14 protein-coding genes and 4 tRNA genes are annotated in these 16,272 nt (G+C 58.5%); 16 read left to right on the top strand and 2 right to left on the bottom strand.

Going from position 1 to position 16,272, the window contains the following annotated elements:
* Positions 1-43 precede the first annotated feature (43 nt).
* The 3 genes from DWW51_RS01765 (at position 44) to proC (ending at position 2,303) form a co-directional block, all read left to right on the top strand.
* A complete protein-coding gene (locus tag DWW51_RS01765) occupies positions 44-982 on the top strand; it encodes an SPFH domain-containing protein (protein ID WP_055250521.1) in 939 nt (312 codons plus the stop codon).
* Positions 983-988: 6 nt separating this feature from the next.
* Positions 989-1,459 (top strand): 23S rRNA (pseudouridine(1915)-N(3))-methyltransferase RlmH, encoded by a 471-nt coding sequence (gene rlmH / locus DWW51_RS01760; RefSeq protein WP_117773211.1) that lies wholly within the window; start codon positions 989-991, stop codon positions 1,457-1,459.
* Positions 1,460-1,532: 73 nt separating this feature from the next.
* Positions 1,533-2,303, top strand: coding sequence for a pyrroline-5-carboxylate reductase (gene proC, locus DWW51_RS01755; protein WP_117773209.1), 771 nt, complete (start codon positions 1,533-1,535; stop codon positions 2,301-2,303).
* A 158-nt stretch (positions 2,304-2,461) separates the two neighbouring features.
* Here the strand turns inward: proC and DWW51_RS10265 are convergent, their stop codons facing one another.
* A complete protein-coding gene (locus DWW51_RS10265) occupies positions 2,462-2,635 on the bottom strand; it encodes a DUF6724 family protein (protein ID WP_168170424.1) in 174 nt (57 codons plus the stop codon).
* 111 nt (positions 2,636-2,746) lie between these two features.
* On the opposite strand from DWW51_RS10265, the gene serS reads away from it, so the two are divergent.
* From serS to DWW51_RS01720, 7 genes are all read left to right on the top strand, one after another.
* Positions 2,747-4,030 (top strand): serine--tRNA ligase, encoded by a 1,284-nt coding sequence (gene serS / locus DWW51_RS01750; RefSeq protein ID WP_117647930.1) that lies wholly within the window; start codon positions 2,747-2,749, stop codon positions 4,028-4,030.
* Positions 4,031-4,201: 171 nt separating this feature from the next.
* Positions 4,202-4,579: a hypothetical protein gene (locus DWW51_RS01745; RefSeq protein WP_117583806.1), complete on the top strand. Its 378-nt coding sequence runs from the start codon at positions 4,202-4,204 to the stop codon at positions 4,577-4,579.
* Between the two features lie 77 nt (positions 4,580-4,656).
* Positions 4,657-4,733 (top strand) — tRNA-Arg (locus tag DWW51_RS01740).
* 354 nt (positions 4,734-5,087) lie between these two features.
* Positions 5,088-5,164 (top strand) — tRNA-Arg (locus DWW51_RS01735).
* Between the two features lie 159 nt (positions 5,165-5,323).
* Positions 5,324-5,400: transfer RNA gene (locus DWW51_RS01730), tRNA-Arg, on the top strand.
* Positions 5,401-5,774: 374 nt separating this feature from the next.
* Positions 5,775-8,216 (top strand): lipopolysaccharide assembly protein LapB, encoded by a 2,442-nt coding sequence (locus tag DWW51_RS01725; protein ID WP_117773207.1) that lies wholly within the window; start codon positions 5,775-5,777, stop codon positions 8,214-8,216.
* A 92-nt stretch (positions 8,217-8,308) separates the two neighbouring features.
* A tRNA-Ser gene (locus tag DWW51_RS01720) sits at positions 8,309-8,399 on the top strand.
* Positions 8,400-8,720: 321 nt separating this feature from the next.
* On the opposite strand, the gene DWW51_RS01715 is transcribed toward DWW51_RS01720, so the two are convergent.
* Entirely contained in the window at positions 8,721-10,061 is a 1,341-nt protein-coding gene (locus tag DWW51_RS01715) for a D-alanyl-D-alanine carboxypeptidase family protein (RefSeq protein ID WP_197032134.1), read from the bottom strand.
* A gap of 197 nt (positions 10,062-10,258) precedes the next feature.
* Between DWW51_RS01715 and DWW51_RS01710 the strand changes: the two genes are divergently transcribed.
* The 6 genes from DWW51_RS01710 (at position 10,259) to DWW51_RS01685 (ending at position 16,270) form a co-directional block, all read left to right on the top strand.
* Positions 10,259-10,954 carry a response regulator transcription factor gene (locus tag DWW51_RS01710; protein ID WP_117773204.1) on the top strand — a complete coding sequence of 232 codons (696 nt, stop codon included), beginning with the start codon at positions 10,259-10,261 and terminating at the stop codon, positions 10,952-10,954.
* Positions 10,955-10,979: 25 nt separating this feature from the next.
* Positions 10,980-12,218: a sensor histidine kinase KdpD gene (locus tag DWW51_RS01705; protein ID WP_117773202.1), complete on the top strand. Its 1,239-nt coding sequence runs from the start codon at positions 10,980-10,982 to the stop codon at positions 12,216-12,218.
* Between the two features lie 103 nt (positions 12,219-12,321).
* Positions 12,322-13,197 carry a phosphate ABC transporter ATP-binding protein PstB gene (gene pstB, locus DWW51_RS01700; protein ID WP_192934545.1) on the top strand — a complete coding sequence of 292 codons (876 nt, stop codon included), beginning with the start codon at positions 12,322-12,324 and terminating at the stop codon, positions 13,195-13,197.
* A 64-nt stretch (positions 13,198-13,261) separates the two neighbouring features.
* Positions 13,262-13,990 (top strand): response regulator transcription factor, encoded by a 729-nt coding sequence (locus tag DWW51_RS01695; RefSeq protein WP_089572665.1) that lies wholly within the window; start codon positions 13,262-13,264, stop codon positions 13,988-13,990.
* Positions 13,991-13,993: 3 nt separating this feature from the next.
* Positions 13,994-15,418, top strand: coding sequence for a cell wall metabolism sensor histidine kinase WalK (locus tag DWW51_RS01690; protein ID WP_117773200.1), 1,425 nt, complete (start codon positions 13,994-13,996; stop codon positions 15,416-15,418).
* Positions 15,419-15,613: 195 nt separating this feature from the next.
* A complete protein-coding gene (locus DWW51_RS01685) occupies positions 15,614-16,270 on the top strand; it encodes a YveK family protein (protein ID WP_055250503.1) in 657 nt (218 codons plus the stop codon).
* Positions 16,271-16,272 lie beyond the last annotated feature (2 nt).

Genomic DNA, 16,272 nt, shown 5'->3' with positions numbered 1-16,272 from the left:
ACGGGTATCCTAATGCCAACGTGTGCCTATCAGAGGAGAGACCATGCTGTTTTCCGGTATCATCGCCGCCCTTACCAGCCTTTTGATTCCCATCATCATTTTGTTGCTCCTGCTCCCCAACGCCTGTTATGTCGTTGAACAGCAGCACGCCGTAATCATCGAGCGCTTGGGTAAGTTCAATCGTATCGTCAACGCGGGCTTCCACGTGAAGGTGCCCGTGATTGACCGCAAGGCCGCCACGGTGAGTCTGCGCACCATGAAAAATGGTTTTGGCATCGACGTTAAGACCCAGGACAACGTGACCATTGGCCTTGAGGTCTCCGCTCAGTACCACGTGAGCTATGACATGGGCGCCGGCCCGGCAGATTCGGGCATCTACAAGAGCTACTATATGCTGCAGGAGCCCGTCGACCAGATGCGCGACTTCATCACCGACGCCCTGCGCTCCTCCATCCCCGTCTACACACTCGATGAGGTCTTTGCCAAGAAGGATGACATCGCCAAGGATGTCAACGCTACCGTTTCCGAGCAGATGGCCGCCTACGGCTTCACCCTCGTGTCGACGCTCATCACCAAAATCGCACTGCCGACCGAGGTTGAGAACTCCATGAACGACATCAACGCTGCCCAGCGCAAGCGCGCTGCCGCGCAGGAGCTCGCCGAGGCCGACCGCATCAAGCGCGTCACCGAGGCGACCGCCGAGGCCGAGGCTATGGAAAAGGCGGGCGAGGGCATCGCCAACCAGCGCAAGGCCATCGCGCTGGGTATCAAAGATTCGCTCGAGATCATCCAGGAGACGGGTGTCGGCAATGACGAGGCCAACCAACTGTTCATGTTTACGCAGTGGTCCGAGATGATGACGGAGTTCGCTCGCACGGGTAAAACCTCGACGGTCGTGCTGCCGAGCGACTTTTCGCAGTCGGCCTCGATGTTCGAGCAGATGCTGGCCGCCGGCAAAGTTCAAAACGATTCGAAGGAGTAGACGCGCGTGAAATACACCGTCGTTTGCGTCGGTAAGCTCAAGGAGCGCTTTTGGAAGGACGCGTGCGCTGAGTACACCAAGCGCCTAGGTGCCTATGCCAAGGTGGATATCCACGAGGTGGCCGATATCGACCCGGCTAAGGCGGGCGGCGTGGATGCCGCGCGCGACAAGGAGGGGGCGGCGATTCTTGCCGCCTTGCCATCTCGAGCGCATGTGATCCTGCTGGCTATCGAGGGCAAGGAGCGCTCGAGCGAGGAGTTTTCGGCGAGGCTCGACGATCTTATGCTGCGAGGCAGCAGCGACATTGCCTTTGTAATCGGCGGTTCGGACGGCGTGAGCGATGACGTGCGCGCACGAGCCGACGAGATGCTCAGCTTTGGACGCATTACCTTGCCGCATAACCTGGCGCGTGTGGTGCTGCTGGAGCAGATTTACCGTGCCTGCAAGATCAGTCGTGGCGAGCCGTATCACAAATAGGTCGGCAATACGAAACAATGGCGTGGGACAATACCTTTCGTTTTGAGGAATGTGTCTGAAAGGACTATGCGATATGAAGATTGGATTTGTCGGTTTTGGCAATATGGCGAGCGCTATGGCCGATGGCTGGATCGCTGCCGGTGTAGCTGTGAGCGACATGTGCGCCTGCGCGGGTCGCTACGACGCACTGGTTGAGCGCTGCGAGGCGCGCGGAATGGTCGCCTGCCACGATGCCGCCGAGGTTGTCGCCGCATCCGATATCGTGGTCGCTGCGGTCAAACCGTACATGATCGAGAAGGTATTCGCCCCGCTCAAGGATGCTCTTGCCAAAAAGGTCGTTCTGTCGGTTGCCTGGACCTGGGACAGTGCCAAGTGGGAGCAGGTCCTGCCGGGCGTCGCGCATATCTCGACGGTGCCCAACACGCCGGTTTCGGTGGGCGAGGGCGTCATCGCCTGCGAGAAGGCTTCGACGCTTAACGACGAGCAGCGTGCTGTGGTGCTCGACCTGCTCGGTAAGCTTGGCGCTGTCGTCGAGCTCGACACAAGCCTGCTGTTTGTGGGCGGCACGGTGGGTGGTTGCGCTCCGGCGTTTGTCGCCATGGCAATCGAGGCCCTGGGCGATGCGGCGGTCAAGCACGGTATCCCGCGTGCGGATGCTTATCGCATTGTGAGCCAGATGGTGCTGGGTACGGCAAAGCTGCAGCTTGCAACTGGCCAGCATCCTGCGGCGATGAAGGATGCCGTATGCTCGCCCGGTGGTGCCACCATCAAGGGCGTCGTTGCGCTCGAGGACGCCGGCATGCGCAGCGCCCTGGTCAAGGCAATCGACGCAACCCTCCAGTAAAACCGACCAAAAAAGGGACAGGTTTATGTTGGCAGGTTTTTCCTGCGGTTTTGTCCTTTTAGCGAAAAGTGCCCCGCAACTGGCTCAATTCCAGTTGCGGGGCACTTGCGTTTGCCCAGATAAAACCGACCAAAATAAACCTGTCCCTTTTTGGCAGGTTAGTCCCAGAAGCTGTCTTCTTCGTCCTCGGACTTGGGGCCGCGGTCGACATACATCTTATGGGTGCGCTTCTCCATTACAAAGGCAATAATCGCAAACAGCAGGATGCCGCCGGCGAAAAGGATGGCAAAACCGGTGCGGGTGCCAAACAAAAAGGAAAAAACTGCGTCCATTGGGTGCCTTCTTGCGTAGTTGAGTTGGGTCGTAAACGCTCATAAGTATATACTTGCCCATACATGTACAAGGTTGCAACCTAAATGGAATGTATATCGCCGGAGGATCTAATGCTTGATATCAAGTTTGTTCGCGAGAACCCCGATGCCATCGATGTCGCCATGGCTAACCGCCAGACGTCTTGGGATCGCGAGAAGTTCTTTGAGCTCGACGACGAGCGTCGTGCCGTCATCACCGAGGTCGAGGAACTTCAAGCCACGCGCAATGCCGAGTCCAAGAAGATCGGCGCCCTGATGAAGGAGGGCAAGAAGGACGAGGCCGAGGCCGCCAAAGAGGCCGTGCGCGCCGTCAACGAGAAAATTGACGGTCTGGCCGAGCGCCGCACCGCCCTCGAGCAGGAGCAGTACGACTTCATGGCTCACCTGCCCAACATTCCTTGCGAGGCCACGCCGTACGGCAAGGACGAGGACGAGAACATCGAACGCCGTCGTTGGGGCACCCCGCGCGAGTTCGACTTCGACTTTAAGCCGCACTGGGATCTGGGCACCGACCTCGACATCCTTGACTTCGAGCGCGGCAACAAGCTCTCCGGCAGCCGCTTCACCGTTCTCGGTGGCGCCGGCGCCCGTCTTGAGCGCGCCCTCATCAACTTCTTCCTCGATACGCACACCAGCCGTGGTTTTAAGGAGTGGTGGCCGCCCATCGTCGTCAAGCGTCAGACCATGTTCGGCACGGGCCAGCTGCCCAAGTTCGAGGACGACGCCTATCACGTCTCGGGCGACAACTTCCTGATCCCCACCGCCGAGGTCGTGCTCACCAACCTGCACGCCGGTGAGGTCCTCGACGCCGATACCCTGCCGCGCCGCTACACCGCCTTCACCCCCTGCTTCCGCGAGGAGGCCGGCTCCGCTGGTCGCGATACCCGCGGCATCATTCGCCAGCACGAGTTCGACAAGGTCGAGATGGTCAAGTTTGCCAAGCCGGAGGAGTCCGACAAGGAGCTCGAGAGCATGACCGCCGAGGCCGAGTTCCTGCTGCAGCAGCTGGGTCTTCCGTATCGCGTGATTAGCCTGTGCACCGGCGACCTGGGCTTCTCTGCCCGTCAGACCTACGACGTCGAGGTCTGGCTGCCGAGCTACAACGCCTACAAGGAGATCAGCTCCTGCTCCAACTGCGGTGACTTCCAGGCCCGTCGCGCCAACATCAAGTATCGCGACCCCGAGAACTTCAAGGGTTCGCGCTATCTGCACACCCTCAACGGTTCCGGTCTGCCGGCTGGACGTACCATGGCAGCCATTCTGGAGAACTACCAGAACGCTGACGGCACCATCACGATCCCCGCGGTTCTGCGTCCCTACATGGGCGGCCTCGAGAAGATCGAGCCGGTCGCGTAGATTGGCTGCATAAGCGATTTGCTAGGGCACTCCTTTTTGGGGTGCCCTTTTTGTGTGCTGCCATACCATGCTGTGCGGACAGCTCAATAGAAAACACACGAACAACTGTTCTGTATACAGCCATCTACCTGCTATGCTTTTGCTAAATAAGAGCGAGAGAAAGGGGACGCGATGGAGCTGTTTGATGATCGGGTGGTTTTGTTTGAGAGCGACGAGGGCGGGGAGTACCTGCTTGTGACGTGTGAGCCGTCTGGCATGGGTGGCCTGGTGGTTCGACAGACGAGCGAGGGTCCGTTGACCCAATGGTGCTACGAGGAGTCGCCGCATGTGGTTGAGACGTTTGTGGCGCACGAGGGGCTTGTGGCCCTGGAGCATTTCTATGGGGTCCGGACATCTAACCAGGTTGCTCGCATGTTGAGTATCTCGTTTGCCGATTATGATTGTGCCCAGCGGGTGAGATCGCTCCTGAGGGAACTTGATGCTAAGTTTGACGTGATCGAAAAGCCAATCGATCGTACGGGGAACGACGGTATATGCGGAGCAGCATGACAAAACTGCGTTCCACAAAAAAGTTTGAGATTGTGCTTGACTCCAATAAGCTAAAGTGGTTTTATATGTTTTGCGCTGCGGCGTTACCTCAGCTGGATAGAGGGTCTGACTACGAATCAGAACGTCATAGGTTCGAATCCTATACGCCGCACCAATTGAACTTGAAGCCTCCGGCAACGGGGGCTTTTCTTTTTTGGAGACCAGACAGGGATTCGAACCTCGGTCGAGGCGCGAGCGTGAAGCGGACGCGGAGCGTCCGTAGCGAGCGGGCGAGCACGCCGGCAGGCGGGCGAAGCCGGCGCGGATCCGCGGAGCGGATGCGCGGAATCCTATACGCCGCACCAATTGAAATTGAAAGCCTCCGGCAACGGGGGCTTTTCTTTTATGGCAACACCGCATGGATTCGAACCTCGGTCGAGGCACGAACAACTTAATTATCACTCCGTAAAATTTTTTCTAATTGTCGCTTGACCCATCGGGGGCTCGCGTGCATAATAATCCGTGCGTTGCGGCGTTACCTCAGCTGGATAGAGGGTCTGACTACGAATCAGAACGTCATAGGTTCGAATCCTATACGCCGCACCAACTGAACTTTAAAGCCTCCGGTAACGGAGGCTTTTCTTATATCGCGATGCGTCGAAGATCGCGCCAAGCCCTCCAAATGATTAAAAATCAAATTCGATAACTTTTTTTGAAAAAATGCTTGACCATTATTCAGTCCATGTGCATAATAATCAACAAGTTGCGGCGTTACCTCAGCTGGATAGAGGGTCTGACTACGAATCAGAACGTCATAGGTTCGAATCCTATACGCCGCACCATTTGAGATTAAAGCTCCCGGCAACGGGGGCTTTTCTTTTACGTAAACACCGCATTGATTCGAACCTCGGTCGAGGCGCGGGCGTAAAGAAAACGCGGAGCGTTTTTAGCCCGCGGGCGAGCGCGCCGGCAGGCGGGCGAAGCCGGTGCGGATCCGCGCAGCGGATGCGCGGAATCCTATACGCCGCACCATTTGAGATTAAAGCTCCCGGCAACGGGGGCTTTTCTTTTACGTAAACACCGCATTGATTCGAACCTCGGTCGAGGCACGGGCGTAAAGCGGACGATTTCCTGTCGACTCGTGTAAGATTCCGAGTAGATGTCGCGACTTATTCGCGACCACTCCTTCTCAAGCGACCGATCAGGGTGATATTTCGTGGCAGAGCGTCCGACATACAAGCTCAGGTTTCTCGATCCCAAGAAGCGCTTTCCGGCGATGCCCGAGCAGCCTGCGGGACGCTCATATGGCGTGGTCTGGAAACTCTTTGGCGAGGATCAGCATGAATCTTGTTATGTCGTCGAATTCGTTGGCAAAAGCCATGTGTCGCTTTTGGGCTACGTAAGCGTTTCGGGTGAGGTGTACAAGGTGGACCGCCCCGTCAGCGAGGCTCCGCTGCCCAACGATCCCGACATGGAACTGGTCCTTGACGAGTCGGACTCCGGTATTGGTGAGATTATGGTGAGGGGAGCAAACGGCACGATGCGCGCGTGCGCGCGAACCGTCGGCTCTCCCGAAGGTCCCATGCGCGAACAGTCCGATCACGAGACATGGAATTCGACCCGCTCCCTTCCTTACGGTGAGTTCATGGCATCGATGTTCCTGCGCTACGTGATATTCGCTGACTCCGAAAATACCATTGCGAGCACGGCGGACGCCGACGGACTCGACGAGGGTATGCAAAACGTTGTCGACAAGATCAAGCTCGTAAAGTTGCCCGAGCCGGTCGAGGTGTTTTTGGGCTTTAACACGACACCGCTACCTGACGCTATCGAGACACTGCTCTACCGCGTTGACCATGCCGAGAATCCGAGCGGTATCGAGCGCTATGCCGCCGCCCTTATGAGTGAAATTGACTTGCCTCGCTTGCGCACCATCGCCGCTAAGTCCGAGATGAGCCTGGCTCGCATCGATCGCTCAAAGCTTTTCTATCTCAATTTTGATCGCAGCCTGCTGGACCAGGACGAGATTGACATGCTGCTTGCCATCGAGTGCCGTCTTAACCGTCTCTCCGGCATCCTTGAGCACATCGGGGCCGGATTGGTCCCTGCGGCATCCTCGCCGAGCCTTGAGGGCTGCGCGCTCTTTGATGCGTGGCATATCGCCAAGACGACCAACGATGTTCCCCGACTGCTTGATACGGCCTCGAGCGATAACCCGTGGGGCAAACCGGGTACGGTGGCTTGCCAGCCGGGCGGTGAGTGGGATGTGCGTACCCGCTTCGCGCGTATTGTCGAGGCGCTTAACGTGGTCACGCGGCTCGACTATACCTATCGGGCAAACGTTGCCGAGGGGATTATGCTCGTTCGGTTTGGGCAGTCTGTCGTTGATGCCATGCCGCAACGTGAATACGACGCTCAAGATGACGCCTGGCACGAGCTGGACGAGGACACGCGCACGATCTGGGCCGCGGAGCACGATGCGCGCGTGGCGCTCACGCTTGCGGCAGCGTGTTTTGCCGCGGGCACCTGCATCACGCGCTGCTATGTGCAGATTGCTGCTCCCGACAGTGAGCAGGGCGAGTGCGTTGTCGCAACGTATTTCTTTGGGCGTGCGGCCTATCTGGCCGATTGCGTGCCTGTCGCCAAGGATCTTGAGAGCATGGACATGGACGATATGCCGTGCAAGCGTGTGCTTGAGGCGTATGAGTCAACCGCTCCGGAGACGATTGAGCCGGCGGAGGTTCATGCTCGTCCGCGTGATGACCATCGCATGCTGCCGCCGGCGCTGCGCGATCTGCTGCTTGCCGATACGGCTGACGAGCTGGAGGTCATGGAAGAGGACGACGACCCATACGTGGCCCGTGTTGTTGAATTGCGCGAGCAGGCAAAAGTCGACCGTACAGGTGCTTTTGAAGGCTTTTCCCGTCTTGTTGAGGAGTTGGAGGCTAAGTGCGCCGTCGCCGAGCTTTTGGCGACAGGTCCGGTTCAAACGCAGTTTTGCGATAACCAGCTGGTGCGCATGGTGCTACCGGTGTTGGAAGAAGACCGCTCTGTGCGAATCCTTCGTGCGCCCGATGCGCTGTACTTTGCCCAGCACGAGATCTGCAGCTTTTACGCCGAGCAAGAGGACTTTGAACGAGCACTGCCCGAGGTGCGCCATCTTTACGATCTGGCGCGCTCGTCCATGCAGCCGCACTTTGCGCTCATCAACGTGCTTGCGCGTCTGGAGCGCTTTGACGAGATTATCGAGGTGGCGCGCCACGGCCTACGTATTGCCAGCGATCGTTCTGCAATCGGCTACCTGTTCTATCGCTTGGCGTTTGCCTATTGGAATTGCGATCAGCTCGACCTGGCGCTGGCTTGTTACCGTCTGGTGCCGCGCGGCGAGGAGTCGGGCAGCAGCGCGCTGGAAGAAATGCAGGGCCTTATGAACGAGATGGGCGTCAGCGGGCCTCCGACGTTCGAGGAAGCGGTCGAGACCATCCACAAGGCTGGACTAGAGCTGCCGCCAGTGTCCGCCGTGACGAATCAGCTGGCAGATGCCGCTGTGCAACTGGTCGACAACGGTTTCTTTTTCCTGGCGCGCGGTTGTATCTTCCAAATGTGGCGCACCATGGGCAACGACGAGCTCGGCTCCCTCAACCGCTCGCTGGGGTAGGCGAAGCTTTCAAGAAGGAAAGGCTGCTAGGCAATTAGAAAATTTCCTCTTGCCCATCCTTGGCTGTTTGGTTACTATAAAACGGCTGTTACGGAGAGCTGACCGAGAGGCCGAAGGTGCTCGCCTGCTAAGCGAGTATGCCCCAAAAGGGCATCTGGGGTTCGAATCCCCAGCTCTCCGCCAGTATGACTTGAAAGAAGGGTCCCATTTGGGGCCCTTTTTTGTGCGGAGAAAGGAGGCTGGGGATTCGAACCCGAGAGGGCACGGGCGTTAAGCAAACGCGAAAGCGTTTGTAGCCCGTGGGCGAAAAGCCGCCAGGCTTTGAAGCCGGAGGGCATGCGCAGCATGCCCGAACATCCCCAGCTCTCCGCCAGTATGAACTTGAAGAAGGGTCCCATTTGGGGCCCTTTTTATTATCAAGAATGGCGGCTGGGGATTCGAACCCTCAAAAAAGGAGGCATCCTTTCGGACGCCTCCTTTCAGCGGACTTATTATTCTTGCGCCCTACACCTCGGGCGCCTTGGCGACGGTCTCGCTTTCTGCCGTGAGTGGGCGGTTGTCGATGCGACGGCCCAAGCGATCGAGCTTCACGAGCAGCCATTCAATGGGATTCGGCCCTGCGCCTTCCTCGTCGGCAACCAGGTCCATGACGGCGATCTTGGTGCCGTCCTGCTTGAGCGTGACGCTACCCACCTTGTCGCCCACATGCACCGTGCCCGAAAGATCGTCGTAGCTAACCTTTTCGGCCACCTCGCCGGCAAGGGAAAACACGGTCGCTTGCGCCGTGGGATCGGCGAGTGTGGCGTCGATCGTCTTATCCGTCCAGTCGGTTTGGCCAATGCGCGCCATAAGCGGGTTGCCGTTGGCGGTCTTTTCCTGCGTGTTGGCGATTGCAACCGTCACCTTGTGACCATAGTACCAATTGGCAAGGGTTGCGGTATCGGTAAAGCGCTGGTCGGTGGTGGTGGAGTTCAAAACGACGGTGTAGATCTCGTCGCCATCGCGGTTGTAGGCACCCGTAAAGCAATAGCCTGCATCATCGGTGGTGCCGGTCTTGCCACCGATGTTGCCATCTTGGCCTAGCAAATAGTTATGCGTGTCCATGGAATGCGAATGGTCGGTGCCGTCGGCGCCCGTGACCTCGATCCAGGAATCCTCGCTCGCTACGACCTCGCGGATCGTGTCGTTTTTCATGGCTTCCTGCATCATCAGCGCTACGTCGTGTGCGGTTGAGTGCATATCGCCAGCCCACTCATCAAAGTCCAGACCATGCGGGTTTTCAAAAAGCGTGCCGGTGCAACCGAGCTTCTTAGCGCGCTCGTTCATGGCCTTCACAAAGGTGGCCTCGGCGTTTTTGGTCTTAGGGTCGATCTTCTTGCCCACATATTCGGCGAGCACGATGGCGGCGTCGTTGCCCGAGGGAATCATCAGGCCGCGCAGTGCCTGCTCCACGGTAAGCTCGTCGCCTTCGAGCAAGCCGGCGGTTGAATTGCCCACGGTGGCCGCGGTGTTGCTTACCGTGACCTTCTCGTCCATCTTGCAATTCTCGACGGCTAGGATTGCGGTCATGACCTTGGTGATCGAGGCGATTTTGACCTGCTCATCGGCGCCGCGCCCATAGTAGACGGTGCCGTCTTTGCCCATGACGAGGGCATTGGTCGCATCGATATCGGGCAGGTTTTCGGCCGTGATGCCGCGCGTATCGGCGGTTTTGCCGCAAACATTGTCGGTCGTGAGCACTTGGGCGCCGGCGACGGTGGGCACGCCAGCGGCAAGGGCGATAGCGCAGACAAAGCCGGCGGCAAGCTGGGCTGAGCGCTTTGCAAAAGAGATGAGGGACTTCACAGATTTCGCTTTCGACGGGATGGTCTCTTCTGGAACTAGAGTATATCGTTTGCCGGTGTCGGTGATCATCGCGTGCGTGCGTGGCCCACATCCGCGCCCGAACGGGCACAAGGGTGCTTAAGGCCGACTTAATCACCCACGCTTGTTGTGTGTGGTGTGCGTCGCCTCGGGCATAATGGAGCGCGAGAGGAGCACGCATGAACGAGCGCATTTTGGTAGTTGATGACGAAAAGGCCATCGCCGACTTGGTTGGTATCTACCTTACAAAAGAAGGCTTTGACGTACAGGTCGCCTATAGCGGGGCCGATGCTGCCAAGGCAATCCTGGAGCAGGAGTTCGATCTGGCACTGTTGGATGTCATGCTGCCCGATATCGATGGCTTTGAGCTGTTGCGTACGATCCGTTCCAGCCATACCTATCCTGTGATCATGCTGACGGCGCGCGATGCCCAGCAAGACAAGATCGAGGGCCTTTCGCTTGGCGCGGACGATTACGTGGTTAAGCCGTTCCGTCCGCTGGAGCTCATCGCGCGCGTGCACGCTCAGCTTCGCCGCTACACCAGCTACGGTAGCCGCTCGCAGGCGGCCGAGTCGCCGACCATCCAGCTCGACGGCCTGGAGATCAACCGCGATGCTCGTTCCGTAACGGTGGACGGTGCACCGGTGCGCCTCACGCCCATCGAGTATTCCATCTTGCTGTATCTGGTTGAGCATCGCGGCAGCGTGGTAGCCGTGGAGGATCTGTTCCGCGCGGTGTGGAACGAGGATTTTATGCCCGGCTCCAACAATACGGTGATGGTGCACATTCGCCACCTGCGCGAAAAGATTGGCGACGACGCTCAAAAGCCGCGCTTTATCAAAAACGTCTGGGGCGTCGGCTACATAATCGAATAGCGCCTTTGATGGTGGGGAAGTGGATATGACAAAAGACGATAGGCAGGCATTCGAGGTGCCCGATCGACTCTTTGAATACGTACGGGCAGTCGTCGACAACCGCGCGCTTGCGACGGTGCTGCTCTTTTTGCTGAGCCTGCTGCTGATTGGCATCGACAACATCGCCGGAGTCTTAGCGGTGCTGCTTGTCGGCTTTTTGCTGATCGATCGATTCGAAATCGTGCGCCGTTGCGTGGTGATTGGCGGTGCCGCGTGGGCCATGACGTTGGCGATTGGCGCCATGGCGCTCGGCGGCATCGAAGGGCCAGTGCTGTTCGATGCCGGCTTTGTATTCAACATGCTTGGCTTTGTGCTGGCGCTTGCCGTGTGCGTGCTGTTCTTTTGCGGCCGCGCCCTGTACTACCATGGCTACGAGCAGGGCGAGCAGCATGCCGATTGTGTGCTGGCCGCTCGTATTCAAGATCGCCTGATCGATCACCCCGACACCTGGGATAACATCGACGGCGACTTCTTGGAGGTCGAGGGCGCCCTTAACCGCGTGCGTGACCGTGAGCGCAAGGTGCAGCAAGCTCTGCGTGACGAGTCTCATCGCAAGGACGATCTGGTCACGTACTTGGCACATGACCTACGCACCCCGCTTGCCAGTGTGGTGGGCTATCTTTCGCTGCTGCAAGAGGCTCCTGAGCTGCCGGTTGAGCAACGTGCGCACTTTACGGGCGTGGCGCTCGACAAGGCGCACCGGCTCGATGCACTCATCGAAGAGTTCTTCGATATCACGCGCTTTGACTTCCACGATATCGTGCTCACGCGCGGCTATGTTGATCTGGGGTTGCTGCTGGCTCAGGTGGCTGACGAGTTCTATCCCATCCTCAACGAGCAACATAAGGAAGCCCAGGTTGATATTCGCGAGGACCTGACGGTGCTCGTGGATGGCGATAAGATGGCCCGCGTGTTTAACAACATCATGAAAAACGCCGTCGCCTATAGCTATGAGGGCTCGACTATCACGATTGAGGCCAGGCGCCAAGACGATGGCGGCGTGCGCGTGCGCTTTATCAATCAGGGCGATCCTATCCCTGCGGCTAAGCTCAAGGTGATCTTTGAGAAGTTCTATCGCCTGGATGCGGCGCGTGCGACCAATCGCGGTGGTGCCGGTTTGGGCCTTGCTATTGCCAAGGAGATCATCGCGGCACACGGCGGTACCGTTGCATGTGAATCGACGCCCGAACACACGATATTCACCATCGAACTGCCCGCCGCATAGCTAGCGTGCCCTTACAAACACTTGACAATGTGCTCACGTGCGTATGAGCCGCGATTCCTACTATCGATACTGCTGAATTGATATCGATATGGAGGTGTGCGGTATGACGGCTGCTGCGGCTGTGGAGCCCACGGAGCTTGAAGAACTCATGGAAGCGCAGGCCGAGGCCGCGCATGAGCGCGAGGTTGGGGATGCGACTCGCCCCACGGCAGAGGATCTTGCCGCCTCGCCGACGCGCATCGACGTCGAGGGCCTCGACCTGTTCTATGGCGACCACCATGCGCTCAAGGACGTGAATATCAAGATCCGCGACAAGCAGATCACCTCGTTCATCGGGCCTTCGGGCTGCGGAAAGTCCACGTTGCTGCGCTGCTTTAACCGCATGAACGACGGCATCAAGGATTGCCGCATCGAGGGCAAGATTGCGCTCGATGGTCAAGATATCCTGGGCGATTGCGACATCTGCCGTTTGCGCCAGCGCGTGGGCATGGTGTTCCAACGCCCCAACCCATTTCCCATGAGCATCTACGACAACGTCGCCTACGGTCCTCGCGGTATGGGCGTGCGCGACCGCGCCGTGCTCGATGAGCTGGTCGAGGACTCCCTGCGTCGCGCTGCCCTGTGGGACGAGGTCAAGGACAAGCTCAAAGAGTCGGGCCTGGGTCTTTCGGGTGGACAGCAGCAGCGCCTGTGCATCGCCCGCGCACTTGCCGTGCAGCCCGACATTCTGCTGATGGACGAGCCGACTTCGGCACTCGACCCTGTGTCGACGTTGGTGGTGGAGCAGCTGGCCTGCGAGCTCAAGGAGACCTGCACGCTGGTGGTCGTGACGCACAACATGCAGCAGGCCGCGCGTATTTCCGATTCGGTTGCGTTCTTTTTGCTGGGTGAGCTGGTGGAGCACGCGCCCACCGCGCAACTCTTTAAGAATCCGTCCGATCCGCGCACCGCGGATTATTTGACGGGGCGTTTTGGCTGACGCTGTCTTTTACAGGTGCCTTTAGGGTTAAGATGCGGTCATATCGGCCGCAAAGGGGTTCAACATGATCTATTACGTCGAGGACGATGACAACATCAGGGATTTGACAGTCTACGCGCTGCGCAAGCAGGGAATCGAGGCCGAGGGCTTTTCGTGTGATGGCGAGTTTAAAGCTGCCGTGGCGCGACGGGTGCCCGATGCTGTGCTGCTCGATATCATGCTGCCCGACACCGATGGCTTGGCGATTATGCGTCGCCTGCGTGCCGATCGCCTGACGGCGACGGTGCCCATCATGATGCTTACCGCCAAGGACACCGAACTCGACAAGGTGATGGCGCTCGATGGCGGTGCCGACGATTACCTGACTAAGCCGTTTTCGCTCATGGAGCTTGCGAGCCGCTGCCGCGCACTGCTGCGTCGCGGCGGCATGGTCAAGCAGGCGAGCGATGTGCTCAGCGTGGGCGACATCGTGCTTTCGCCTAGCCATCGCGAGGTGACCGTTGCCGGCGAGCCGCTTAAGCTCACCCTGCGCGAGTTCGACCTGCTCGAGTACCTCATGCGCAAGCCCGGCGTGGTCTTTACTCGCGAGTCGTTGCTGCAGAGCGTGTGGGGCTGGGACTTCGACGGCGGTTCGCGCACCGTTGACGTGCACGTGCAGACGCTTCGCCAAAAACTGGGCGAGCATGCCAGCGCCATCGAGACCGTGCGCGGCGTGGGTTATCGCCTGGCCGAGCCTTCTGCCGGTGATGGTGCCGAAGGCGACGACACCGCGGCCACCGCATCGGAGGAGTAACCCGTGGTCTTCGCCCCCCAGGGAAAACATACGCTGTCGCACCGCGTTTTTGTGACGATCTTTGTCTGCGCCATGGCGGTTATCGTGGCGTTTACGGTGCTGGGTGCGTTCTTTGTGCAAAACACTTTGGCGGATGCCACGAGTGCCAATCTGGCGCAGGAAACCGAGCTCATTGCTGCCGCCCTCGACGAGCAGCAGGAGCCCATTCCGTTCTTGCGAAGCCTCGATCGCGAGGATCTTCGTATCACGCTGATCAATAAGGACGGATCTGTTGCCTACGACAACGAGGCGTCGCCTTCCACACTGCCCAACCATGGCGATCGCCCCGAGGTCATCGAGGCCTTTGAGAGTGGTTCGGGTTCCGCGGAGCGCGCAAGCTCTACACTCGACGAGATTATGCTGTATCGCGCCGTCACCCTTGATAACGGCCAGGTCGTTCGCTTGGCGCAGGCCCAGCCTGGCGTTGCGGCGATTTTGCTGTCGATGCTGGCGCCGATGCTGCTTATCGCAGCAGCGGGTGCAGTACTCTCGTTTTTTATGGCGCGCCGTGAGTCCCGTGCCATCATCGCGCCGTTGCAAGAGGTGGATTTGGATCACCCACGCCGTAGCTATGAGCACGCCTATGCCGAGATGGTCCCCATGCTTGAGCGTATCGAGTCGCAGCGCCAGGAACTCAAGCGCCAAATGGCGGTGCTAGCGGACAACGACCGTATGCGCCGCGAGTTCACGGCGAATATCACCCATGAGCTCAAGACGCCGCTTACGGCGATTTCGGGCTATGCCGAGCTCATCGCAAATGGCATGGTCGAGGGCGAGGACGACCTGCGCAACTTTGGCGGTCGCATCTATCGTGAGGCGGGCCGCTTGGCAGCGCTTGTCAACGACATCCTTACGCTGTCTAACTTGGACGAGGCCGAACGTGCAACTGAAGGCGAGGCAGTGCCCATTGGGTCCACGGAGCCTATTGAGCTCTCGCGTGCGATCTACGCGGTTGAACAGCGTCTTGAACAGGTTGCCCGTCAGGCGAATGTGACGATAAGTCATGAGACCAAGTCTGTGGTCATCGAAGGCGTGTCGCGCTTGGTCGACGAGCTCATCTATAATCTGGCAAGCAACGCCATCCGCTACAATCGGCCCGGAGGTACGGTTACGCTGCAGTGCGGCACCAACGACGAAGGCCATCCGTTCCTCGCTGTCGCCGACACGGGAATCGGTATCGCGCCTGAAGAACAGGGCAAGGTATTTGAGCGGTTCTATCGCGTGGACAAGAGTAGGTCCAAGGCACGCGGCGGAACCGGCCTGGGGCTTGCCATTGTCAAGCATGCGGCCCTGTATCATCACGCCACGCTCGATCTGTCGAGCGAGTTGGGCGTGGGAACCACCATTACGGTGACGTTTCCCATACAGCAGGACGAGCCATTCGCATAGCGATACAACATAGATATTGATGTAGACGCCGCATTTGACTTTCGGGTGCGGCGTTGTTGTGCAATTTTACGATTGCTTCCGACATTTTTACAGGAGAGCCTGTTTCTTATGTATAGAGTTTGGTCTCGGTAAAAAGATGCGATAACATACGGACAGTTTTGTCAATCCGAACTGGGGAAATGAAAGGCAAGCTGCATGACCCTTCTCGAACTGTTCCAGCTGCTGAAGAAGCACCTCAAGCTGGTCATCACCCTTCCGGTGGTCTGCGCGATCGCCATGGGCATCGTGTCCTTCGTTGCGATGGACAACACCTATACCGCGACGACGAGCATGTACATTCTCGCCAAGACCGACGATAGCGGTCAGATGAGCTACAACGATCTCTCGGCGAGCCAGATGCTTTCCAACGATATCGCCACGCTGCTGGATAGCGATAGCGTTAAGAGCGGCGCCGCCAAAGAACTGGGCCTCACCGATCTGGATGACTACAAGGTGTCTGTTTCCTCCGAGACCACCACGCGTGTCATTACGCTTTCGGTTACCGGCACCGATGCCAAGGAGACGGCTGAGGTCGCAAAGGCCATTGCCAGCTCGGTGAGTACGGTCGCTCAGAACGTCGGCGCTGCCCAGAGCATCAACGTTATCGACGAGGCTAAGACCCCCGAAGCCCCCAGCGGCCCCAAGCGCACGCTGTATATTGCCGTCGCGTTCCTCGCCGGTATCTTTATCGCAGTTGCCTATGTCGTTTTGGCAGACATGCTCAATACCCGCATCCGCGGTGCCGAAGAGGCAGAAGAGCTCCTGGGTATTCCCGTTGTTGGCCGAATTCCGGCTATGAAAGGTGGTAAATAGGC

This window comes from Collinsella sp. AF15-51 (assembly GCF_003462845.1).
Lineage (GTDB): Bacteria > Actinomycetota > Coriobacteriia > Coriobacteriales > Coriobacteriaceae > Collinsella.
This window is presented reverse-complemented; position numbering and strand designations above follow the sequence as displayed.